This window comes from Aureimonas sp. Leaf324 (assembly GCF_001423245.1).
In the GTDB taxonomy this organism is placed as follows: Bacteria; Pseudomonadota; Alphaproteobacteria; order Rhizobiales; family Rhizobiaceae; genus Aureimonas.
In genome coordinates this window covers 350,510-370,590 of record NZ_LMOH01000023.1, presented here as the reverse complement: position 1 = coordinate 370,590, position 20,081 = coordinate 350,510, and the positions used below count along the sequence as shown (strand labels likewise).

The 20,081-nt window shown below is 68.8% G+C and carries 18 protein-coding genes and 1 pseudogene; 9 read left to right on the top strand and 10 right to left on the bottom strand.

Going from position 1 to position 20,081, the window contains the following annotated elements:
- Positions 1 to 681 (top strand): annotated as a pseudogene (locus tag ASF65_RS22105) (methyl-accepting chemotaxis protein); the annotation flags it as partial.
- Positions 682 to 1,233: 552 nt separating this feature from the next.
- On the opposite strand, the gene ASF65_RS14010 reads toward ASF65_RS22105, so the two are convergent.
- From ASF65_RS14010 to ASF65_RS14000, 3 genes are read right to left on the bottom strand one after another with little or no spacing between them, the layout of a single operon-like run.
- Positions 1,234 to 2,379 (bottom strand): osmoprotectant NAGGN system M42 family peptidase, encoded by a 1,146-nt coding sequence (locus ASF65_RS14010; RefSeq protein WP_055890269.1) that lies wholly within the window; start codon positions 2,377 to 2,379, stop codon positions 1,234 to 1,236.
- A 6-nt stretch (positions 2,380 to 2,385) separates the two neighbouring features.
- Positions 2,386 to 4,083 carry an N-acetylglutaminylglutamine synthetase gene (gene ngg, locus ASF65_RS14005; RefSeq protein ID WP_055890268.1) on the bottom strand — a complete coding sequence of 566 codons (1,698 nt, stop codon included), beginning with the start codon at positions 4,081 to 4,083 and terminating at the stop codon, positions 2,386 to 2,388.
- On the bottom strand, positions 4,080 to 5,855 hold the full coding sequence (locus ASF65_RS14000; protein ID WP_055890266.1) for an N-acetylglutaminylglutamine amidotransferase: 1,776 nt from the start codon (positions 5,853 to 5,855) through the stop codon (positions 4,080 to 4,082). The genes ngg and ASF65_RS14000 overlap by 4 nt, the downstream gene beginning before the upstream one ends.
- 187 nt (positions 5,856 to 6,042) lie before the next feature.
- On the opposite strand from ASF65_RS14000, the gene ASF65_RS13995 reads away from it, so the two are divergent.
- From ASF65_RS13995 to ASF65_RS13985, 3 genes are all read left to right on the top strand, one after another.
- Positions 6,043 to 6,510 (top strand): MaoC family dehydratase, encoded by a 468-nt coding sequence (locus ASF65_RS13995; protein WP_055890264.1) that lies wholly within the window; start codon positions 6,043 to 6,045, stop codon positions 6,508 to 6,510.
- 3 nt (positions 6,511 to 6,513) lie between these two features.
- Positions 6,514 to 7,206: a phosphoglycolate phosphatase gene (gene gph, locus ASF65_RS13990; protein ID WP_055890262.1), complete on the top strand. Its 693-nt coding sequence runs from the start codon at positions 6,514 to 6,516 to the stop codon at positions 7,204 to 7,206.
- 102 nt (positions 7,207 to 7,308) lie between these two features.
- Positions 7,309 to 8,670: an amino acid permease gene (locus ASF65_RS13985; protein ID WP_055890261.1), complete on the top strand. Its 1,362-nt coding sequence runs from the start codon at positions 7,309 to 7,311 to the stop codon at positions 8,668 to 8,670.
- Positions 8,671 to 8,685: 15 nt separating this feature from the next.
- Here ASF65_RS13985 and ASF65_RS13980 read toward each other — a convergent pair whose 3' ends face one another.
- Positions 8,686 to 8,943, bottom strand: a complete 258-nt coding sequence (locus ASF65_RS13980; RefSeq protein WP_156369319.1) for a hypothetical protein — start codon at positions 8,941 to 8,943, stop codon at positions 8,686 to 8,688.
- A 166-nt stretch (positions 8,944 to 9,109) separates the two neighbouring features.
- Here ASF65_RS13980 and ASF65_RS13975 point away from each other — a divergent pair, with 166 nt between their 5' ends.
- Positions 9,110 to 9,361: a hypothetical protein gene (locus ASF65_RS13975; RefSeq protein WP_156369318.1), complete on the top strand. Its 252-nt coding sequence runs from the start codon at positions 9,110 to 9,112 to the stop codon at positions 9,359 to 9,361.
- A 33-nt stretch (positions 9,362 to 9,394) separates the two neighbouring features.
- Here the strand turns inward: ASF65_RS13975 and ASF65_RS13970 are convergent, their stop codons facing one another.
- Both ASF65_RS13970 and ASF65_RS13965 read right to left on the bottom strand, forming a co-directional pair.
- The gene (locus ASF65_RS13970) at positions 9,395 to 10,741 is read right to left on the bottom strand and encodes a sigma-54 dependent transcriptional regulator (protein WP_055890258.1); all 1,347 of its coding nucleotides are present in this window, start codon (positions 10,739 to 10,741) and stop codon (positions 9,395 to 9,397) included.
- Complete coding sequence (locus tag ASF65_RS13965; RefSeq protein WP_055890256.1) at positions 10,738 to 12,561, bottom strand: ATP-binding protein; 1,824 nt, start codon at positions 12,559 to 12,561, stop codon at positions 10,738 to 10,740. The genes ASF65_RS13970 and ASF65_RS13965 overlap by 4 nt, the downstream gene beginning before the upstream one ends.
- A gap of 217 nt (positions 12,562 to 12,778) precedes the next feature.
- On the opposite strand from ASF65_RS13965, the gene ASF65_RS13960 reads away from it, so the two are divergent.
- Positions 12,779 to 14,122: a dicarboxylate/amino acid:cation symporter gene (locus ASF65_RS13960; RefSeq protein WP_055890255.1), complete on the top strand. Its 1,344-nt coding sequence runs from the start codon at positions 12,779 to 12,781 to the stop codon at positions 14,120 to 14,122.
- Between the two features lie 84 nt (positions 14,123 to 14,206).
- Here ASF65_RS13960 and ASF65_RS13955 read toward each other — a convergent pair whose 3' ends face one another.
- Complete coding sequence (locus ASF65_RS13955) at positions 14,207 to 14,542, bottom strand: hypothetical protein (protein ID WP_055890253.1); 336 nt, start codon at positions 14,540 to 14,542, stop codon at positions 14,207 to 14,209.
- Between the two features lie 111 nt (positions 14,543 to 14,653).
- Here ASF65_RS13955 and ASF65_RS13950 point away from each other — a divergent pair, with 111 nt between their 5' ends.
- The gene (locus tag ASF65_RS13950) at positions 14,654 to 15,172 is read left to right on the top strand and encodes a hypothetical protein (protein WP_055890251.1); all 519 of its coding nucleotides are present in this window, start codon (positions 14,654 to 14,656) and stop codon (positions 15,170 to 15,172) included.
- A gap of 23 nt (positions 15,173 to 15,195) precedes the next feature.
- Here ASF65_RS13950 and ASF65_RS13945 read toward each other — a convergent pair whose 3' ends face one another.
- Positions 15,196 to 15,513 (bottom strand): polyhydroxyalkanoic acid system family protein, encoded by a 318-nt coding sequence (locus ASF65_RS13945; protein WP_055890250.1) that lies wholly within the window; start codon positions 15,511 to 15,513, stop codon positions 15,196 to 15,198.
- Positions 15,514 to 15,630: 117 nt separating this feature from the next.
- Complete coding sequence (locus ASF65_RS13940; protein WP_055890248.1) at positions 15,631 to 17,028, bottom strand: DEAD/DEAH box helicase; 1,398 nt, start codon at positions 17,026 to 17,028, stop codon at positions 15,631 to 15,633.
- Positions 17,029 to 17,362: 334 nt separating this feature from the next.
- Between ASF65_RS13940 and ASF65_RS13935 the strand changes: the two genes are divergently transcribed.
- A complete protein-coding gene (locus tag ASF65_RS13935; RefSeq protein WP_055890247.1) occupies positions 17,363 to 18,289 on the top strand; it encodes a manganese catalase family protein in 927 nt (308 codons plus the stop codon).
- 80 nt (positions 18,290 to 18,369) lie between these two features.
- Positions 18,370 to 18,816 (top strand): DUF2383 domain-containing protein, encoded by a 447-nt coding sequence (locus ASF65_RS13930; protein WP_055890245.1) that lies wholly within the window; start codon positions 18,370 to 18,372, stop codon positions 18,814 to 18,816.
- A gap of 5 nt (positions 18,817 to 18,821) precedes the next feature.
- Here ASF65_RS13930 and ASF65_RS13925 read toward each other — a convergent pair whose 3' ends face one another.
- The gene (locus tag ASF65_RS13925) at positions 18,822 to 19,976 is read right to left on the bottom strand and encodes a D-alanyl-D-alanine carboxypeptidase family protein (RefSeq protein WP_244486670.1); all 1,155 of its coding nucleotides are present in this window, start codon (positions 19,974 to 19,976) and stop codon (positions 18,822 to 18,824) included.
- Positions 19,977 to 20,081: the final 105 nt, after the last annotated feature.

Here is a 20,081-nt window from a genome sequence, read left to right as displayed (position 1 = left end):
GCTCTTCCGATCTCAGGTGGTCTCGGCGGTCGGCGCAATGCGCTCCGGCCTGTCGGAGATCACGGTGGCGGCAGGCGATCTCTCCCAGCGCACCGAGCAGCAGGCGGCCAATCTGGAGGAGACCGTGGCAGCGCTCGGCCAGGTGACGCGCGGCGTCGGCGAGACGGCGCAGCGGGGCGACGCGGCCCGCCAGTCGGCCGCCACCGCCTGCCGCGAGGCCGAGCGGGGCGGCGAGATCGTCGGCCGCGCGGTGTCGGCGATGGCCGAGATCGAGCAGTCCTCGGCGCGCATCGGCAACATCATCGGGGTCATCGACGAGATCGCCTTCCAGACGAACCTCCTGGCGCTGAACGCCGGCGTCGAGGCGGCGCGCGCCGGGGAGGCCGGCCGCGGCTTTGCTGTGGTGGCGCAGGAGGTGCGCGGTCTTGCCCAGCGCTCGGCGGAGGCCGCCAAGGAAATCAAGGCGCTGATCGAGGCGTCGGGGGCGCAGGTGGGGTCGGGCGTCGAGCTCGTCTCGGCGTCGGGCCGCTCGCTCGAGGCGATCGTCGCGCAGGTCGGGGGCGTCGCGCAGTCGATCGCGGCGATGGCGGACGCGGCACGCGAGCAGGCGGTGGCGCTTCGCGAGGTGTCGGTGGCGGCCGACCAGATGGACAAGGTCACGCAGCAGAACGCTGCGATGGTNCGGAGGAAGCGCGCGTGCGCTTCGCGCTGGAACTGGCGGCCGAGGGCCGCGACGTCGCGCAGTCGATCGCGGCGATGGCGGACGCGGCACGCGAGCAGGCGGTGGCGCTTCGCGAGGTGTCGGTGGCGGCCGACCAGATGGACAAGGTCACGCAGCAGAACGCTGCGATGGTSGAGGARACGACGGCGGCGGCGCAGGCGCTGTCGGGCGAGACGGAGGGGCTGGCGGGTCTGGTGTCGGGGTTCGCGACGGGGGCGGGGCACCGTGCGGTGGCAGCGCCGACCGCCGCGTCCGTGCGCACCGCCGCCCCTGCCGCCCCTGCCGCAGCCCCCCGGCGCGTGGCCGCAGCGCCGATGCGTCCGGTTCATCCGGCCCCGTCCCGCCCGGTGGCGCAGATGCGCACGGCGGGCCATGGCGGCGCGGCACCGAAGGCCGCGGCCGTCGAGGACGGGTGGGAAGAATTCTGATCCGAGCCGCCTGACCAGCCAGCCAATGAACGGTTTCGCCGCCGCGCTCCCGCACAGGAGACGCGGCGGTTTCGCGTGGCGGCCTTAGAGTTCGTCCACCTCGAAGCCGAGGCCGGCCTCGACCGCCGGTTGGCTCGTGAAGCCTTCCAAACTGCCGCGGGGCTTCAGGTCGCGCTCGATCTCCAGCGGCGACACGGCGTAAGCCGTCAGCAGTTCGGCGAGCGAGCGCAGGGCGTGGATGTGGATACGCTCCCAGCCGTGTGAGGCGTCGACGCCGAAGGTGACGAGCGCGGTGCGAACGTCATGCCCTGCCACGACCGCCGAGGCGGAATCCGATCGGTAGTAGCGGAACACGTCCTTCTGGAAGCGGATGTCCTCGTCGCGGCAGAGCCGCACCAGCTTGCGGGTCAGGTGGTAGTCGAACGGGCCGGTCTGGTCCGCCATCGCGATGGTGACGCCGAACTCGGCCGAGTTCTGGCCCGGTGCCGACGTGCCGTTGTCGACCGCCACCATCGAGGCGACGTCGGGCGTCAGGATCGAGGCGGCGCCGACACCGACCTCCTCGGCGATGGTGAAGAGCCAATGCGTATCGACCGGCGTCGCGGATTTCTCGCGCTCCAGCGCCTCGATCGAAGCCAGCATCACGGCGACGCCCGCCTTGTCGTCGAGATGGCGCGAGACGATGAAGCCGTTGTCGAGGAATTCTGGCTGTGGATCGATCGCCACCGTGTCGCCGACGTCGATGCCGAGCTTCAGCGTGTCGTCGTGGCTGCGCGTGTGGTCGTCGATGCGAAGTTCCACATGGGCCCAGCCGACCGGCGCAGTATCGACCTCCTCGTTGAACGTGTGGCCGGATGCCTTCAGCGGCAGGATCGTGCCGCGGAACGTCGCGTCCTCCGCCATGATCGTCGCGCGCGCGCCCTCGGCGAAGCGGGCCGACCAGTGGCCGATGGGCACGAGTTCCAGCCGGCCGTTCTCCTTGACGCGCTTCACCTGCGCGCCGAGCGTATCGACGTGGGAGACGATCGCGCGCGCCGCCGCCCGGCGGCTGCCCTGGCGCACGGCCCGGATCGCGCCGCGCCGCGTCAGCTCGACCTCGAGCCCCAGCCGCTGCAGCTCCTCGCTGACGTGGCGCACCACCGAATCGGTGTAGCCGGTCGGGCTCGGAATGTGCAGGAGCTCGTGAAGCTGCCTGAGGAGGTAGTCGGTATCGATCGTGTGCCGGGCCATGGATCGTCAGCCGGAAATGCGCCGCTTGGCGCGAAGGGTGCGCACCGACGCCGGGATGGAAAGCGGAAACAGGAGATCGACGAAGCGTTCGGCCGTCGGTTGCGGCTCGTGATTGGCCAGCCCCGGCCGCTCGTTCGCCTCGATGAAGACGTAAGGTTCCTCGCGCGCGTCCTTGACCATGAAGTCGACACCGCAGACCGGAATGTCGATCGCGCGGGCGGCCGCGATCGCGGCTTCGACGAGGCGAGGATGGACGATGTCGGTGACGTCGTGGATCGTGCCGCCGGTGTGAAGGTTGGCCGTGCGCCGAACGGTGACGGTCTCGCCCTCCGGGATCACGTCGTCCCAGGCGTAGCCCGCGCCTTTGAGGGTGCGTTCGGTCTCGGCGTCCATCGGCACTCTCGACTCTCCGCCGGTCGCCGCGGCCCGGCGGCGCGACAGCCGTTCGATCAGCTCGCGCGCCGTGGATCGCCCGTCGCCGACGACGCAGGGCGGGCGGCGGATCGCGGCGGCGACCAGCCGGAAGTCGATCACGACGAGGCGCAGATCCTCGCCCGAGAAGCAGGCTTCGATCAGCACCCGCTCGCACTCGCGCTTCGCCACCTCGATCCCGGAGCGCACCGCCTCGATCGTCTCGAGCCCCACGGCGATCCCGCGACCCTGTTCGCCACGCGCAGGCTTGACGACGACCGAGCCGTGCCGGGCGAGGAGGTCGGCGATCGCCGCCTCTTCTTCCCCCGCTACGATCTGTTCGGGCACCGCGACGCCCGCGTCCTCGACGAGACGGCGGGTCACGCTCTTGTCGTCGCAGATCGACAGGGCGACCGCGGAGGTCAGTTCCGACAGGCTCTCGCGGCAGCGCAGGGTGCGACCGCCATAGGTGAGGCGGAAGAAGCCGCCCTTGGCGTCGAGGATCTCGACATGGATGCCGCGGCGGCGCGCCTCGTCGATGATGATGCGGGCATAGGGATTGAGGTCCTCCTCGACCGCCGCGGAGCCCGTGAAGAGGCGCTCGTTGATGGAGTTGCGGCGCTTGACCGCGAAGACCGGCAGGCGCTCGAAGCCGAGCCGCTCGTAGAGCGCGATCGCCGGCTCGTTGTCGTGCATGACCGAGAGGTCCATCGTGGCGCAGCCGGCGGCCCGGTGATGCTCGGCGAGCGCGCGCACCAGCGCCTCGCCGATGCCGGGCGGCGCCGCCTGCGGGTCGATCGCGAGGCACCAGAGCGAGGAGCCGTTCTCGGGGTCGGCAAAGGCCTCGCCGTGATGGACGCCGGTGACGGTCCCGAGGATCGCGCCCGTCGCCTCGTCCTCGGCCACGAGATAGGTCAGCACCGGATCCTGCCGGTGGCGCCACAGGAAGTCCGGATCCACCGGCACCATGCTGCGCGAGCGGTAGATCCGGTTGACAGCGCTCGTCTCTTCGGCGGCGCCGAGCGGGCGGACCGAGAACCCGTGCGGCTCGCGCTCGGCCGGGGGCAGGCGGGACAAGTCGAGCCGGTAGGTGTGCGAGGGATCGAGAAAGAGATCCTGCGGGGCCTGCGCCAGAAGGACATGCGGGTCGCAGACATAGAAGGCGATGTCGCGCCGGTCGGGGCCTTCCTCCTCGAGGTTGCGCGCGAGATCGCCGGCTTCCGCGAAGGTCTGCGCGAAGACGATGCGGCCCCAGCCGCAATCGACGACGGCGTTGGCTTGCGGCGCCCTCACAGGCCCTGCTCCTGCAGCCACAACTCCAGAAGCGCCGCCTGCCAGAGCTCGGAGCCCTGCAGCGGGGTGATGTGGCTGGCGGGGTCGGCAAACAGCGTGTCGAGCCAGGCCGGCTCGAACAGTCCGCGCTCGCGGGCACGCTGCGAGCCCATCGCGTCGCGCACCATGTCGAGCGTCGGGCCGGCGAGGTACTTCAGCTGCGGAACCGGAAAATAGCCCTTCCGCCGGTCGATCACCTCGTGCGGAATGACGAGGCGCGCGACGTCCTTGAGGATGCCCTTGCCGCCGCCCTTCAGCTTTTCGGCGGACGGCACACGTGCGGCCAGTTCCGCCAGTTCGTGGTCGAGGAATGGCACGCGCGCCTCGAGGCCCCAGGCCATGGTCATGTTGTCGACGCGCTTGACCGGGTCGTCCACCAGCATGACCTGGCTGTCGATGCGCAGCGCCTTGGCGACGGGATCCTCGGCGCCGGGCAGGGCGAAGTGGTCGCGCACGAACGCGCCGCTCGCATCGAAGCCCGCGTGCCACTGCGGCCGAAGCTGGCCGGACAGCGTCTCATGGCTGCGGTCGAAGAAGGCTCGTCGGTAGGTCGCGACCGGATCGGCGGCGCCTGCCATCGGCGGATACCAGTGGTAGCCCGCAAAGATCTCGTCGGCGCCCTGGCCCGACTGCACCACCTTGATGTGCTTGGAGACCTCGCGCGACAGAAGGTAGAAGCCGATATTGTCGTAGGAGACCATCGGTTCCGACATGGCGCGGATCGCGCCCGGCAGTTCGGTCAGGAGCTCTTGGCCCGGCACGAAGATCTGGTGATGCCGGGTGCCGTAGTGCCTGGCGATGAGGTCGGAATATTCGAACTCGTTGCCGACCTCGCCGTTGGCGTCCTCGAAGCCGATCGAGAAGGTGGAGAGGCCGGTCTGCCCCGCCTCCGCCAAGAGGCCGACGATCAGCGAGGAATCGACGCCACCCGACAGGAGGACGCCCACCGGCACGTCCGACACCATGCGCCGTTCCACCGCGCGGCGCAGGGCGTCGAGCACCATGTCGCGCCATTCCTCCGACGAGCGGCCCTCGTCGCCCACGGCCGGTCCGAAGGGCGGTGCCCAGAAGGTCTCGTCGTCGAAGCGCCCGTCCGGTTCGATCATCCGCGTCGTCGCGGGCGGCAGCTTCCTCACGCCCTTGAGGATGGTGAGCGGGGCCGGCACCACGGCGTGAAAGGCCATGTAGTGGTGAAGCGCGACCGGATCGATCGTGGTGTCGACCTCGCCGGTCGCGACCAGCGCCGGCAGCGAGGAGGCCAGAAGCAGGCGCTCCGGCGTTTGCGACAGATACATAGGTTTGATGCCGAAGCGATCGCGCGCCAGCATCACCCGTCCGCTCTCGCGCTCATGGATGGCGAAGGCGAACATGCCGTGGAAGCGCTTCACGCAGTCCCGTCCCCAGGCATGGTACGCCTTGAGGATGACCTCGGTGTCGCCATGCGAGAAGAAGCGGTAGCCGAGCCCCTGCAATTCCGTGCGCAGTTCGGGATAGTTGTAGATGCAGCCGTTGAAGGCGAGGGTGAGCCCGAGTTCCGGGTCCTCCATCGGCTGCGCGGCCTTCTCCGACAGGTCGATGATCTTGAGACGCCGGTGGCCGAAGCCGACGCGGCCGCGCAACACCATGCCGGAACCGTCGGGTCCGCGGGGGCTGAGACAGGCGCCCATGGCCGCGATGCGCTCTGGAGAGGCGAAACCGCCGTCGAAGCGGATCTCACCGCAGATGCCGCACATGGGCTCGTTCCTCACTCAATCGGATGGTTCGTCAGCCTTGAGATAGGCCACGCTGCGATGCGGCAACCCCAAGGTGCCCCTTGGCGCCAGGTGGTTGGATGACTAAGACCAGCCGTGGACGGGCATTGGGGACGCGCGACAGGTGAGCCGGGACGACGAAAACGCGCTGCGACAGCGCCTGGTGCCGATGGACGTCTACCGCTCCTATCTCGGCGGCGATCCCTTCGTATCGGAGTGGCTGACCGTCGATCAGAGCATGATCGACCGCTTCGCCGACGCCACCAACGACCACCAGTTCATCCACGTCGATCCCGCGCGGGCGCTGGCCGAGACGCCCTTCGGCGGCACCATCGCCCACGGCTTCCTGTCTCTGTCGCTTCTGTCGACACTCGCCTACGACGCCATGCCCGGCGTCGACCGCACGCGCATGGGCGTCAACTACGGGTTCGACGAGGTGCGCTTCCTGACGCCGGTCAAGAGCGGCGCGCGCGTGCGCGGCAGTTTCCAGCTGGCGGCCCTTAAGGAGCGTGCCGTCAGCCTGCAATCCACCTGGAACGCCAGCGTCGAGATCGAGGGGGCGCCGAAGCCCGCGCTGGTCGCGCGCTGGATCACGCTGGCGGTGCTCGAGCCGCCGGCCGGCGACGAAGGGACCTGAAGCATGAGCGAAGCGCCCGCCTGGCCTCGCGCCGTCCTGTTCGACCTCGACGGGACGCTGGTCGATTCCCTGCCGGACATCCATGCCGCCCTCAACGAGACGCTGGAGAGCCTCGGCGAGCCGCCCTTCACGATCGAGGCCGTCGGGCGCATGGTCGGGCAGGGCGTCCAGATCCTGATCGGCTGCGCCTATGAAGCGCTCGACAAGGAGATCGACCCCGCGACGCGCGACAAGATCGCCGAGCGGTATCTGGCGATCTACTCCGCGCGCTCGACCGAGCTGACGACGCTGAACGCCGGGGCGACGGACTGCGTGCGGATCCTCGCCGAGCGCGGGATCGCGCTTGGCGTCGTGACCAACAAGCCGGGGGCGGAGACCGCCGATATCCTCGCCCATTTCGGCCTTGCCGACCGCATGGCGATGGTCGTCGGCGGCGATGCCGGCCCGCGCAAGAAGCCGGCGCCCGACCTCATCATTTTCGCCTGCCGTCAGCTCGGCATTGAACCGGGCGACGCGCTGTTCGTCGGTGATTCCGAAAACGACGTCGAGGCCGCGCGGGCGGCCGGGATGCCGGTGGTCGCGATGCGCGGCGGCTACACGGCGAGCGACGTCGACGCGTTGGGGGCCGCGCTCGTGCTCGACCGTCTGGATGAAATTCCCGCCCGTCTGGAGGAGCTTGCCGCCCGCCTCGCCTGATTTCTGCCGCAAATTCGCCTCGCTACCGTCGCCGTCCCGCAATGCGGGGTTATCTACCCCTTTCGGCGGACACGGCGTTCGCGAGAGGGGCGGTACGGCGTCATGGCGAAGGATCAGGTGGGCGAGCCGGGGCTGAAGCGCTCCGTCGGGTTGTTTCAGGTGACCCTGCTCGGGCTCGGCTCGATGCTCGGCGCCGGCGTCTACGGGCTCATCGGCGAGGCGGCGAGCGAGCTCGGCAGCGCGGTCTGGGTCGCCTTCATGGTCTCGATGGTGGCCGCGCTCCTCACCGGCCTGTCCTACGCCTCGATCGCCTCGCGCTACCCGCGCGCCGGCGGCGCCGCCTACGTCACGCAGCGCGCCTACCGCTATCCGCTCCTGTCCTACACGGTGGGGCTCGCGGTCGTGTGCTCGGGGCTGACCTCGATCGCCACGCAGAGCAATGTCGTGGCGCGCAACTTCGCGAGCGTCACCGGCATCGACGCGCCGCAGAGCGTTCTGGCCATCGGCTTCCTCGTCATCCTCGCCGGCATCCTGTTTCGCGGGATCACCGAGTCGCTCTGGCTCAACGCCGTCTGCACGATCGTCGAGGCGTTCGGCCTGATCCTCGTTATTGCGGTCGGCATCTCGTGGTGGGGCAGTGCCGATCTTCTGGAGTTCCCGCCGCCGGGCGAAGGGGCCGTCGAGGGCTCGGTGATGCTTCTCGTCGCGCAAGGCGCGGTGCTGACCTTCTACTCCTTCATCGGCTTCGAGGACATGCTCAACGTCTCCGAGGAGGTGAAGAACCCGGAACGGACCATGCCGATCGCGATGATCTCGGCGATGCTCATGGCGACGGTGATCTACATCTGCATCGCGATCACGGCGGTCTCGGTCGTCCCGTGGCGGGAACTGGCGGAAGCCGCAGGCCCCTTGACGCTCGTGGTCGAGCGCGCCGCGCCCTGGTTCCCGACCGGCGTCTATGCCGGCATCACGATCTTCGCCGTCGCCAACACGGCGCTCGTCAACTACGTCATGGCCTCGCGCCTGCTCTACGGCATGTCGCGCCAGGGACTGATGCCGGAGGCACTCGGCCGCGTCCATGCGACACGCCGCACCCCTTACGTCGCGATTGCGGCGCTGCTCGCGATCGTCGTCCTCCTGTCGCTGGTCGGCGACATCGGCGCGCTCGCCGCCTCCACCGTCCTCCTGCTTTTGATCGTGTTCACGGTCGTCAACATCGCGCTCCTGATCCTGCAACGACGGCCGGGCGAGGCCAAGGGTCAGTTCGAGGTGCCCTCGATCGTGCCGCTCCTGGGGGCGATCATCTGCTCGGCGCTGATCGTGGTGCGGATCGGGCAGGGCGAGTGGACCGCCCCGATCATCGCGATCGGCCTGATCGTGGCGATCGTCGCGCTGTTCTATCTCACCGGCGTCGGCCGTTCGGGCGGCATCGACCGGTTCATCGAGAGCGAGGCGGGGAGCTGACGGCGCATCGCACCGTCAGAACACGATCTTGCGCGGCACGTAGCCGCCGCGCTGGACGATCGAGGCGATCGCGAGCTGTTCGCGGATCGGCTTGGAGAGAATCGGCAGGACGCGGCGCTCGAACGTGTCGCGCTCCTCCGCGGTGAGGGCTCCGAGGCCGTGGGCCGCCACGTGCTCGGCCACGCGCTTTTCCTCCGAACCGGTTTTCAGAAGCTTGGCGTCGATGACCTCGCCGATCAGGGCAGACAATTCGGGGTCTACGGAACTGCTCATTCTCGACGTCCTGCACGTGTCGAGGCTCGAAGTAGGCGGACAGTGGGGCCATGTCGAGACGCCCCGCGTGACGACACGCGGTCCTGTGAAACAGTGCCGCAACCGGGAGCCGAAGCGCACCTCGCGTGTTGACGCCCATATCGTGAATGCCACCAAGGAGTTCCCCGTGAGCCAGACCACCATGTCCGACGGCGCCCTCTCCATCCTCGTCTTCGCCGCCTACCATTCGCTCGTCAGCGGCGAGGCCGTGACCCGCGTCGTGCTCGACGACGGCAAGGGCCACAAGGCCGATGCCGAGGGCGTGCGCGAGATGGAGGAGGCCGGGCTGCTCGAACCCGCGGGCGAGCGCGGCGTCCTGACGGAGGCCGGCCGCGATCGTCTCGCCAAGCTCATCGAGACGCTTCGCCGCTCCGCCTGACGGCGCTTTCCTGCCGGCAGGCTTCGCCGGGGCTCAGCCCTCGGCGAAGTCGCGCCGGCTGATGCCGTGGCGCTGCAGCTTGTCGTAGAAGGTCTTGCGGGGGATGCTGAGCGCCTCGACCGTGCTCTTCACGTCTCCGCCGTGATCGGCCAGCGTCTGACGGATCGTGTCGGCCTCGAAGCGGTCGACGCGCTCCGGCAGCGTCATCGGCGTGGCGGAGCTGTCCTCCCCGTCCATGTCCGGATCGAGGCCGAGCGCCACCCGCTCGGCGAAGTGCGTGAGTTCGCGCACGTTCCCCGGCCAAGGATGAGACGCCAGCCGTTGCAGGAGCCGGGGCGACACGTCGGGCGCCTCGCGGCGGAAACGCTCCGCCGCCCGCCGCAGGAAGTGCGAGAAGAGAAGCGGAATGTCGGAGCCGCGCTCGCGCAAGGGCGGGATGCGCACGGTCACGACATTGAGGCGATAGAACAGGTCCTCGCGGAAATAGGCGCGCGCTTCCGGCGAGCCGAGATCGACCTTGGCCGCGGCGACGACGCGAAGGTCCAGCGCGCGGCGTTCGTTGGTGCCGAGCGGTTCCACCTCGCGCATTTCGAGGACGCGCAGGAGCTTGACCTGCAGGGCGGCCGGCATCGATTCGATCTCGTCGAGGAACAGCGTGCCGCCGCTCGAATATTCGATGCGCCCGACCCGGCGCTTGGCGGCACCGGTGAAGGCCCCGGCCTCGTGGCCGAAGAGCTCGCTCTCGATCACGGTCTCTGGCAGCGCGCCGCAGTTCAGCGCCACGAAGGGCCTGGCCGCGCGGCGGCTCCATCGGTGCAGGGCGTTGGCAACGACCTCCTTGCCCGATCCCGTCTCGCCTTCCACCAGGACGTCGACATCCGCGTCCGCGATCTGCCGGAGCGTCCGGCGCAGGCGCTCCATCGCCGGGCTCTGGCCGATGAGGGGCAGGTCGTCGCCGCCACCCTTTTCGGCCAGCGCCCGCAGCCGTCGGTTCTCGAGCACCAGCCGCCGCTTCTCGGCCGCCCGCGCGATGCTCTGCACCAGCCGGTCGGTCGCGTAGGGCTTGGCGATGAAGTCGTAGGCGCCCTCCCGAAGGGCGTCCACGGCCATCGCGATGTCGCCGTGGCCGGTCACGAGGATCACCGGAAGGTCCGGGTCCAGCGCCTTAACCGCGCGGAAGAGGTCGAGCCCGTCCATGCCGGGCATGCGGATGTCGGTGACGAGGACGCCGGGGAACGCCGGCGACAGGGCCTTCAGCGCCGACCGCGCGTCGGCGAAGGGGAGGGGCGTCCACCCCGCCAGCGCCAGCGCCTGCGCCCCGGCGTCGCGAAGGTCCGGGTCGTCGTCGACGAAGGCGATGGTGCGGTCGGCCTCGGTCATGGGCGGGCATTCCTCAAAACGGCGGTGAAGGTGGCGCCCTCGTCAGGCCGGCTCGCGGTTTGCAGCGTTCCGCCCCATTCCGACAGGATGTCCTTGGCGATCACGAGGCCGAGGCCAAGACCGCGCGGCTTGGACGTCGAAAAGGGCGTGAACAGCGTCGCCAGTCGCTCAGGCGCGATACCGGGGCCGTTGTCGCGCACCGTCAGGTCCACGGTGCCGTCGCTCGCGCGCGCCTCGATGGCGATGCGCCCGTCCTCTTGGCCCTCCATGGCGTCGAGGGCGTTCTGGAGGAGGTTGACGAGCACCTGCTCCAGGCGCACGCGCTCGCCCACGACGTCGTGGTCCCGGAGGTTCGCGCTCCATTCGATCGGCACGCCGGCGGCGTCGAGCCGGCCCTGAAGCACCATGATCGCGCCATCCACGGCCACGGCGAGGTTGACGACGCCGGGCCCGGACGAGCCGCGCCGCGCGTGGCCCTTGAGCGTGTCAGTGATCCGCCCGATGCGTTCGGTCAGGCCGACGACGTTGCGAAGGTTGCGCTGCGTCGTGTCGAGGTCGCCGCGCTCCAGGAAGCGCTCGGCATTCTCGGCATAGGTGCGGATCGCCGCGACGGGCTGGTTGATCTCGTGGGCGACGCCGGCCGTGATCTGGCCGAGCGAGGCGAGGCGGTTGGCCTGGTCGAGGCTGCGCCGAAGGGTTTCGGCACGCTCCTCGGCGGCCTGCCGGGTCTGGCTTTCCGCGACGAGCTGGCGGTTCGCCTCGCGCAGCTCAAGCGTGCGGGCCTCGACGCGGCGTTCGAGCTCTTCCGCGGCCAAGCGCAGGGCTTCCTGTCGACGTCGCAGGTAGCGCCGGCGGCGCGCCACGAGGAAGCCGGCCGTCGTGGCGATGGCAAGGCCCGCCAGCGCCTGGAGGCGATAGGACAGGCGGGTCTGCGCCATCGCCTCGTCAGCGGGCACCCAGAGATGCAGCGTCCAGTCGAGGATCGGGTCGGCGAGGCGGTCCTCGGCCGAGACGAAGCGCCGGCGGTCGCCGGTGGCCGCCGCCTCGATGGTCCCCCGGCGCGCCTGCAGGCCGAGCGGCGTCAGCGGCGCTTCGCCGAACTGCAGGCTGTCGCGGATTCGCGCCGCGAGGTCCGGCGGCACCGGGGCGAGCGCCCGGTAGTGCCAGTCGGTCTCGGTCGTCGCGAGGACGATGCCGTTGCCGTCGGTCACGAAGACGACGTTACCGCCGGCAGCCCAGTCGCGTTCGATCGCGTCGAACTCCACCTTCAGGACCACGACACCAAGCGGCTGGCCGCCGACATCGACGCGGCGCGTAATGTAGAGACCCGACCTCCGGCTCTTGGTGCCGAGCGCGAACTGCGCCGCCGCCCCGGTCCGCATCGCCCGCGCGAAGTAGGGGCGGAACGAATAGTCGCTTCCGACGAAGCTGGTGGGTTCGGCGAAATTGCTCGCGGCGATCGTCAGGCCGGTGGTGTCGAGGAGGTAGAGGACGGTTGCCCCCGTCGTGCGGCGCAACTCTTCGAGACGCCGGTTCACCCGGTCGACGCCGGCCGGCGACGGGGCGGCGAGGATGTCGCGAATGTCCGGATCCTCGGACAGGATCGCCGGCACGGAGCGCTGCTTGTCGACCTCGCTTCGCAGCACCGCCATGGCGAGCGGCAGCGACGCGCCTGCCTGCGAGTTCAGCCGCGCCAGCGTCGCGCGATCCGCCAGCGCACCGGCCGCCAGCCACGCCATGACGACGAGCGCCGCCAGCCCGGTCGCGACCGCGAGGGCGAACAGGCGACGTCGGGACAACGCGAAGAGGGAAGCGTCCATGCTGTGCGGATTATCGCACAATCACGGCCAAAGGCGAGCGGAAAGCCGCACGTGAGACCGGGCTGCTGGCTGGGCTGGTGACGCCGATCAGCCCTGCGCTGGCGGAATGCCACCCCTGCATCGAACTGGCACGCCCTTTGCTGATGTGTGGACGATGCTCCTGTTCGCCGGTCACGGATCGACGGGGGAGGACACGAACACAACAAGGGAGGCAGACATGGCAGCCATGCCGATCGCGCACGTCGAACCCGCGCAGAAGAAGCCCATCTACGCGCAGCTCTATTTCCAGGTGGTCGTCGCGATCATCGCCGGCATCACGCTCGGCCATTTCTATCCCGAGGTCGGCGCGAGCCTGAAGCCGCTCGGCGACGCCTTCATCAAGCTGGTGAAGATGATCATCGCGCCGGTGATCTTCCTGACCGTCGTCACCGGCATCGCCGGGATGACCGATCTCGCCAAGGTCGGCCGCGTCGTCGGTAAGGCGATGGTCTACTTCCTCACCTTCTCGACGCTCGCCCTCGTGATCGGCATGGTCGTCGCGAACGTCACGCATCCCGGCCACGGCATGAACATCGATCCGGCGACGCTGGATGCCGCCGCGGTCGCGACCTACACGCAGAAGGCGCACGATTCGTCGATCGTCGGCTTCCTGATGAACATCATCCCGACGACGCTGGTCAGCGCCTTCGCCGACGGCGACATCCTGCAGGTCCTCTTCATCGCGGTCCTGTTCGGTATCGCGCTTGCCATGATCGGCGAGGCCGGCCGCCCGGTTACCGACTTCTTCAACGCCCTGACGGCGCCGATCTTCAAGCTCGTCGCGATCCTGATGAAGGCCGCCCCGATCGGCGCCTTCGGCGCCATGGCCTTCACCATCGGCAAGTACGGCATCGGTTCGGTCGCAAACCTCGCCTACCTCATCGGCGTCTTCTACTTCACCTCGTTCCTTTTCGTGGTCGTCGTCCTCGGCGCGGTCGCCCGCTACAACGGCTTCTCGATCTTCGCGCTCCTTCGCTACATCAAGGAAGAACTTCTCCTCGTCCTCGGCACCTCGTCCTCCGAGGCGGCCTTGCCGTCGCTGATGAAGAAGATGGAGAACGCGGGCGCCAAGAAGTCGGTCGTCGGCCTCGTGATCCCGACCGGCTACTCGTTCAACCTCGACGGCACCAACATCTACATGACGCTGGCGGCGCTCTTCATCGCCCAGGCGACCAACATCGACCTGTCCTGGGGCGACCAGATCCTGCTCCTGCTCGTCGCGATGCTGTCGTCGAAGGGCGCGGCCGGCATCACCGGCGCCGGCTTCATCACGCTAGCCGCCACGCTCTCGGTGGTCCCCTCCGTGCCGGTCGCCGGCATGGCGCTGATCCTCGGCGTCGACCGCTTTATGTCGGAGTGCCGCGCGATCACCAATTTCATCGGCAATGCCGTGGCGACGCTGGTCGTCGCCCGCTGGGAAGGCGAACTCGACGAGGAGCGCCTGCGCGCTGTCCTTGCCGGCGAGAAGGTCGCCGCGCTCGAGGACGACCGCGTGCCGATGAACGCGGTGCCGGCCGAGTAAGGGTCGCAACTCACCAAACGATAAAGGCCCGCCCCGAGGTTTCGAGGCGGGCCTTTCTCGTTTGCAACTGTCCGTCGCGTCGGTTCAGACGGCGTAGAAAAGGCCCCCGATCCTGTGGCGTTCGGCATCCGAGACGGTCTGGCCGCCGGCCTCGATCGCAAGGCCCATCTCGGCCCCGCGCGCCCAGACGATCCGCGCCGTCCAGCGACGCGTCTCCACTTCGTCGTAAAGGGTGAGGACTTCCGGCAGCACGCGGTCCACCGGCGCGAAGGCGCGGATGCGCGCGCCGCGCGTCGAGCGCTCCACAACGGCGCAGTCGCACAGGAAACCGTCGCGCGCGCCCAGAAGCTTGCCCGGCCGCAGCCGCGTCGTCCGTCTCTGTCCCTGTCGCCGTTCGGTCCGCATCGCCGCCTCGCCCATTTTTTACGCTTCCCTAACCCTAGCGGAAGGTGGGCGGGCGGGGAGTCGCGGTCTCATTTCTTCGTTAACGGGGAAGGGCCAAGCTGCAAGCTCCACGCAAGGAGTCCTGCGATGTCCCAAGTCGCATCCCCGCCGCCCGAGTTTCCGTCCGTCCGCTTCCCCTTCAAGGGCCGCGGCGCGTCCAGGGCGCTCGATCGCGACTGGTCGATGGTCGACTGGGCGATCGCGCTGTCGTCGGTGACGCTGGCGGTTTCATCGGCCGGCTTCTTCTCGTGGTCCTATGTCGTCTCGCGCGAAAGCCCGGACTATTTCCAGCAGGCGGCGATCGCCCGCATGGCGCCCAAGCTCGACCAGATCGAGACCGGATCGGTCGGCGAGACCGTCCAGACCGACGCGATGCCAGCGCCTACCATCGTGCGCGACCGTCAGCCGACGCCGTCGGACTACCAGATCGTGATGATCTTCCAGGACGAGGCGTTGCTGGCGACGCGCGAGGAGTTGATGCGCGTCAAGGTCGGCTCCGTGGTGCCGGGCCTCGGCACCATCCAGGCGATCGAGGGCGGTTCGCTCGGCGGTGCGGTCACCGCCGACAAGGCGACGCTGCGCAGCGTCGGCGCACCCGACCCCTGACGGTCGGGAAGCAGGGCCCCCCCTCAGGCCGACTTGTTCTCGAGGAGGACCCGGCCTTCCTTCTGGATTTTGCCGGTGAGCTTGCCGGCGATCGAGGCGAGGAAGCCCGGCAGATCCAGCTCGACATGGATGTGGTCGTCGAGGATGTCGAGGCGGCCGACGACGGACTGCCCCATCATCCGGGCGCGGAAGTCGAGCCGGTCGCCGGTCCACTGATCCTCGAACTTCAGCATGCCGCCGGTCGCCTCGGAGCGGATACGTCCGAACCCGTCCGTGATGCGCTGCCGGGCGGCCTCGCGCGTCAGCTTGTGGGGAATGTCGACCTTCACGGTCTCGGCCATGCGTTTCGTCCTCGTCTCGGGTTCGGCGTCTGCCGGCATATGGCGAGGAGGACCGCACCAAGCAACCGCCGGATACGAAAAGGGCGCCTCGAGGGCGCCCTTCGCAGTATGCGTGGATCAGGCCGTGGCCGAGCGGGGCGAGCCGCCGCTCCGGCGCGGACGCCGGCGCTGCTGGCCGTCCGGCCGGGCTGCGCGGTCCTCGCCGTTGCGATGCGCACCGCCCGCCGGCGCGCCGCCGGGCTGGCCGCGGCGCTCGCCGGGCTTGGCGCCGCGCGGCTGATGGCGCGGCGCGCCTTCGGAGCGCGGCTTGTTGCCGGCCGGGCGTCCGCCGCGGGGCTGGCGCGGACCACGGCTCTCGCGCGGCTCGTCGGCAAAGGCCGACGCGTCGGAGAATTCCGAGGTCTGGACGTCGAAGCGCATGCCCGTCAGCTTCTCGACCTGGCGGAGCTTGGCCCGCTCGGACGGATCGCACAGCGTGACCGCCATGCCGGACTTGCCGGCGCGCGCCGTGCGGCCGATGCGGTGGACGTAGCTTTCCGGCTCTTCCGGCAGGTCGAAGTTCACGACATGGGTGATGTCGTCGACATGGATGCCGCGCGCCACGATGTCGGTGGCCACGAGAACCTTCAATTCGCCCGCATGGAACTGGCCGAGCGCCTTCTGGCGCGCGCCCTGGCTCTTGTTCCCGTGGATCGCGAGCGCGGCGATGCCGGCCTTCTCGAGATCCTCGGACAGACGGTTCGCGCCGTGCTTGGTGCGGGTGAAGATGACGGTCTTGTCGAAGCCCGGCAGGTTCTTGATGAGCCAGTGCTTCTTGGCCTTCTGCGGCACCAGGAAGAAGCTCTGGGCGATCTTCTCGACCGTGACCACTTCGGGCGTCACCTCGACGCGGATGGGATCCTTCAGGATCTTGCCGGCGAGCGAGGCGATGTTCTGCGGCATGGTCGCCGAGAACAGGAGCGACTGCCGCTTGTCCGGCACCAGCTTCACGATGCGGTTGATGTCGCGGATGAAGCCCATGTCGAGCATGCGGTCGGCCTCGTCGAGCACCAAGTGCTCGATCGCCGACAGCGTCATCGCCTTCTGGTCGATGAGGTCGAGGAGGCGACCCGGCGTCGCCACGACGATGTCGACGCCCCTGCGGGCGGTCTCGATCTGCGGGCGGATCGACACGCCGCCGAACACGGTCATGTGGCGGATCGGCGTGCCGGCGGTGAAGCCCTTCACGTTCTCGGCGATCTGGAGCGCCAGTTCGCGCGTCGGGGCCAGCACGAGAACGCGCGGCGCACCCGGCTTCGCCTTGACGGGCTTCTTGAGGAGGGCGTCGAGGATCGGCAGCGAGAAGGCGGCCGTCTTGCCGGTGCCGGTCTGCGCGATGCCGAGGACGTCGCGACCCTTGAGGACCGCCGGAATGGCCTGCGCCTGGATCGGGGTCGGGGTGGTGATGTCCATGGCTGCAAGAGCGGACAGAAGCACGTCGGCAAGGCCGAGCGCCTGGAAATTCGTCTGGGTCAAGGAATGCCTTTGACAGTGGACCGGAACGCCTGGCGTCCCGGAGATCGGTCGAACGCTCCTGCGCAGGAGTGGGACGACACGGACCGCGGCCGGACCCTTGAGAAGGCTCCGGCGGTTGGCGCTCGGCTCAGTGTCCCGATGCGGGATCAAGGCGGGCGCAGCGCAATCGCGGCATGACGGCCCCTATATCCGCCCTCTTGTGCGCTGCGTCAAGGCGCTTGCGAAACGCCGCGCCCGATACCCGGCTATGCATGGCCGGGCACGCAAACAGCGAGGAACGCCGCCGGACGGGGAAGGTTCACACCGGACCGATCAACCAGGGGAGACCCCTTCCATGTTCATGCGCGTCGACCAGCTGCAGGCCAACCTGCCAGCGCCCAAGCGGGCCGATCCCAATGCGGCCGCCGCCTTGCAGGAGCTCCTCGGCGGCAAGTACGGCGAGATGTCCACGCTCGGGAACTACATGTTCCAGAGCTTCAACTTCCGATCCAAGCCGAAGCTTCGGCCCTTCTACAGCCTCGTGGCCGCGATCACCGCCGAAGAGCTCGGCCATGTCGAGCTCGTGTCGAACGGCGTCGCCATGCTCGCCAACGGGCCGGACACCAAGGACGGCGATGCCGGCGACGGTGGCGACATTTCGGGCGCGCCCTTCGAGGACATGAAGGACATGCGCAACGCTGCCGCCTTCCTTTCGGCGGGCGGCGGGTCGATGCCGGTGAACTCCAACGGGGTGTCCTGGAACAACGACTTCATCACCACGACCGGCAACATCGTGGTGGACCTTCTCCATAACTTCCACCTCGAATGCGGCGCCCGCCTGCACAAGCTGCGCGTCTACGAGACCTTGAGCGATCCGACGGGGCGCGAGGTCTGCGGCTATCTTCTGGTGCGCGGCTCGGTGCATGCGCATGCCTATGCGCTGGCGCTGAAGAAGATCACCGGGGTCGATCTCGACAAGTTCCTGCCGACCCCGAACATCCCGCTGTCGAAGATTCCCGAATGCCAGAAGTACCTCGACGAGGGTTCGCACCGGCGTCTCTACACGTTCAGCCCCAACGACTACCGCGAGATGGCGGGCATCTGGGGCAACGGCGAGGTGGCGCTTCCCGACGATCCTCCGGGCGAGCTCGAGGTCGTCGACGGGATGCCCGAGGGCGGCAAGATCCACCAGCTGACGGGCATTCCGTCCGCCTTCACGCCGGACTACGCGCCGGAGGAAATGTTCGAGATCGCGCAGAAGCTCTACAAGGCTTCGCGCTGACCAGCAAGGCGGGCCGACCCGCGAAGCGGCGGCCCGTCTCCCATCCCACCTGCCAGACAAGAGACCGGAGACAGCGACCCATGGTCACCACCGTCGGAACCGAAACCACCTTTGAGAAGCTCGTCCAGAACCTCCTGATCCTCGAGCACGACGCGATCGCCGCCTACCAGTCGACGATCGAGCGCCTCGACGACCCGGCCGCCAAGGCCAAGATCGCCGAATTCAAGGGAGACCACGAGGCCCATGTCGCCGAACTGACCCGCATGGCCGGGCAGCTCGGCGTCGCCGCCCCGCAGGAGGGCGACCTCAAGGAGTACCTGACGACCGGCAAGGTCGCGCTGGCCTCGATCATCGGCGACCGGTCGATCCTGAAGGCCATGTCGACCAACGAGATCGAGACCAAGATGGCCTACGATCATGCCTCGAAGAACGCGGCGGCCAGCCCGGAGGCGCAGGCTTACTTCGCCAAGGCCTATGCCGACGAGGACCGGCACAAGACCTGGATGGATGCCGCCGCGGCGGCCTGAAGCCTCTAGCGGAAGAAGCCCATCACCTGTTCTTGGACGCGCTGGAGCCATCCAGCGCGTTCGACGTTGGCGGCGGCATAGAGCGGCTCCTCGCGCACCACTTGGCCGTCGCGCGTGATGCGCATCTGCGCCACGCGGCGACCTTCCGGCACCGGCGCCTCGATCGGGCCGACCGGGACGATCTCGGTCTGGTAGGGAGAACCCGTGCCGCGCGGCTCGATGAAGCGGATTTCGCCGGCCGCCTTGACGGGGACGCTGGCCGCGACGCCGCCGGCCACGGGCACTTCGCCAGCCGTCTCGTCGCCCTTCAGGATCACCACGTTCTCGAAACCGCGCAGGCCCAGCGTCATCATCGCGCGCGCCTCGGTGGCGCGCTCGTTGACGCTCTTCATGCCGGTCATCGCGAACACGATGCGGCGCCCCGCGTCGTCCTTGGCCGAGGCCACGAGGCCGTAGCCCGCCTCCGCCGTGTGGCCGGTCTTCAGACCGTCCGCGCCGAGGCTGAGGAGCGGATTGCGCGAGCGCTGCGTGATGCCGTTGAAGGTGAACTCCTCCTCCGAGAACAGCGGATACTGGTCGGGATAGGTGCGGATGATGTGGGTGGCGAGCGTCACCAGATCGCGCGCCGAGACGCGCTGGCCGGGATCGGGCAGGCCGTGCGGGTTGACGAAGCGGGAATGCGTCAGGCCGAGTTCCTGCGCCTTCTTGTTCATCAGTTCGGCGAACGCCGGCACCGAGCCGGCGATGCCCTCGGCCGCGACGATCGTCGCGTCATTGCCGGACTGGATGGCGATGCCCTTGATGAGGTCGCCGACGCTGACCTCGGAATTCAGCGGCAGGAACATCGTGGAGCCGCCGGACGCCGCGCCGCCGGTGCGCCAGGCGTTTTCGGAGACGGGGAAGGTCTCGTCGAGCCGGATCGCGCCGCGCTTCAGCTCGTCGAAGATGATGAGCAGCGTCATCAGCTTGGATAGCGAGGCCGGCGGAATCTCGTCGTCCGGGTTCTTTTCGAACAGCACCGTGTTGGTGTCGAAGTCGAGCAGCACCGCCGAGCGCGCCGCGGTCTCGAAGGCATGGGCCGAAGTCGAAACGCTCAGCACCACCAGTAGGGCGGCCAGCGGGCGCTGGAGCGGTCGCAGGTTGAGCGCCATCGTTGTCATGCCGTGAATTCCTCATGCCGTCGGCGCGCCCCGGAGGCCGCGCCACATCCTCGCCCCGGAGGTTAATGAGATCACAGCAGAACTTGGTGAACGACGGGTGAACGG

What these genes read in the sequence shown, in the direction of transcription:
- ASF65_RS14010 (WP_055890269.1), bottom strand. Translation starts at nt 2,379, where the DNA reads ATGGCCCGGCACACGATCGATACCGACTACCTCCTCAGGCAGCTTCAC.
- ASF65_RS14000 (WP_055890266.1), bottom strand. Translation starts at nt 5,855, where the DNA reads ATGTGCGGCATCTGCGGTGAGATCCGCTTCGACGGCGGTTTCGCCTCT.
- ASF65_RS13995 (WP_055890264.1), top strand. Translation starts at nt 6,043, where the DNA reads ATGGACGTCTACCGCTCCTATCTCGGCGGCGATCCCTTCGTATCGGAG.
- gph (WP_055890262.1), top strand. Translation starts at nt 6,514, where the DNA reads ATGAGCGAAGCGCCCGCCTGGCCTCGCGCCGTCCTGTTCGACCTCGAC.
- ASF65_RS13985 (WP_055890261.1), top strand. Translation starts at nt 7,309, where the DNA reads ATGGCGAAGGATCAGGTGGGCGAGCCGGGGCTGAAGCGCTCCGTCGGG.
- ASF65_RS13980 (WP_156369319.1), bottom strand. Translation starts at nt 8,943, where the DNA reads ATGAGCAGTTCCGTAGACCCCGAATTGTCTGCCCTGATCGGCGAGGTC.
- ASF65_RS13970 (WP_055890258.1), bottom strand. Translation starts at nt 10,741, where the DNA reads ATGACCGAGGCCGACCGCACCATCGCCTTCGTCGACGACGACCCGGAC.
- ASF65_RS13965 (WP_055890256.1), bottom strand. Translation starts at nt 12,561, where the DNA reads ATGGACGCTTCCCTCTTCGCGTTGTCCCGACGTCGCCTGTTCGCCCTC.
- ASF65_RS13960 (WP_055890255.1), top strand. Translation starts at nt 12,779, where the DNA reads ATGGCAGCCATGCCGATCGCGCACGTCGAACCCGCGCAGAAGAAGCCC.
- ASF65_RS13955 (WP_055890253.1), bottom strand. Translation starts at nt 14,542, where the DNA reads ATGGGCGAGGCGGCGATGCGGACCGAACGGCGACAGGGACAGAGACGG.
- ASF65_RS13950 (WP_055890251.1), top strand. Translation starts at nt 14,654, where the DNA reads ATGTCCCAAGTCGCATCCCCGCCGCCCGAGTTTCCGTCCGTCCGCTTC.
- ASF65_RS13945 (WP_055890250.1), bottom strand. Translation starts at nt 15,513, where the DNA reads ATGGCCGAGACCGTGAAGGTCGACATTCCCCACAAGCTGACGCGCGAG.
- ASF65_RS13935 (WP_055890247.1), top strand. Translation starts at nt 17,363, where the DNA reads ATGTTCATGCGCGTCGACCAGCTGCAGGCCAACCTGCCAGCGCCCAAG.
- ASF65_RS13930 (WP_055890245.1), top strand. Translation starts at nt 18,370, where the DNA reads ATGGTCACCACCGTCGGAACCGAAACCACCTTTGAGAAGCTCGTCCAG.
- ASF65_RS13925 (WP_244486670.1), bottom strand. Translation starts at nt 19,976, where the DNA reads ATGACAACGATGGCGCTCAACCTGCGACCGCTCCAGCGCCCGCTGGCC.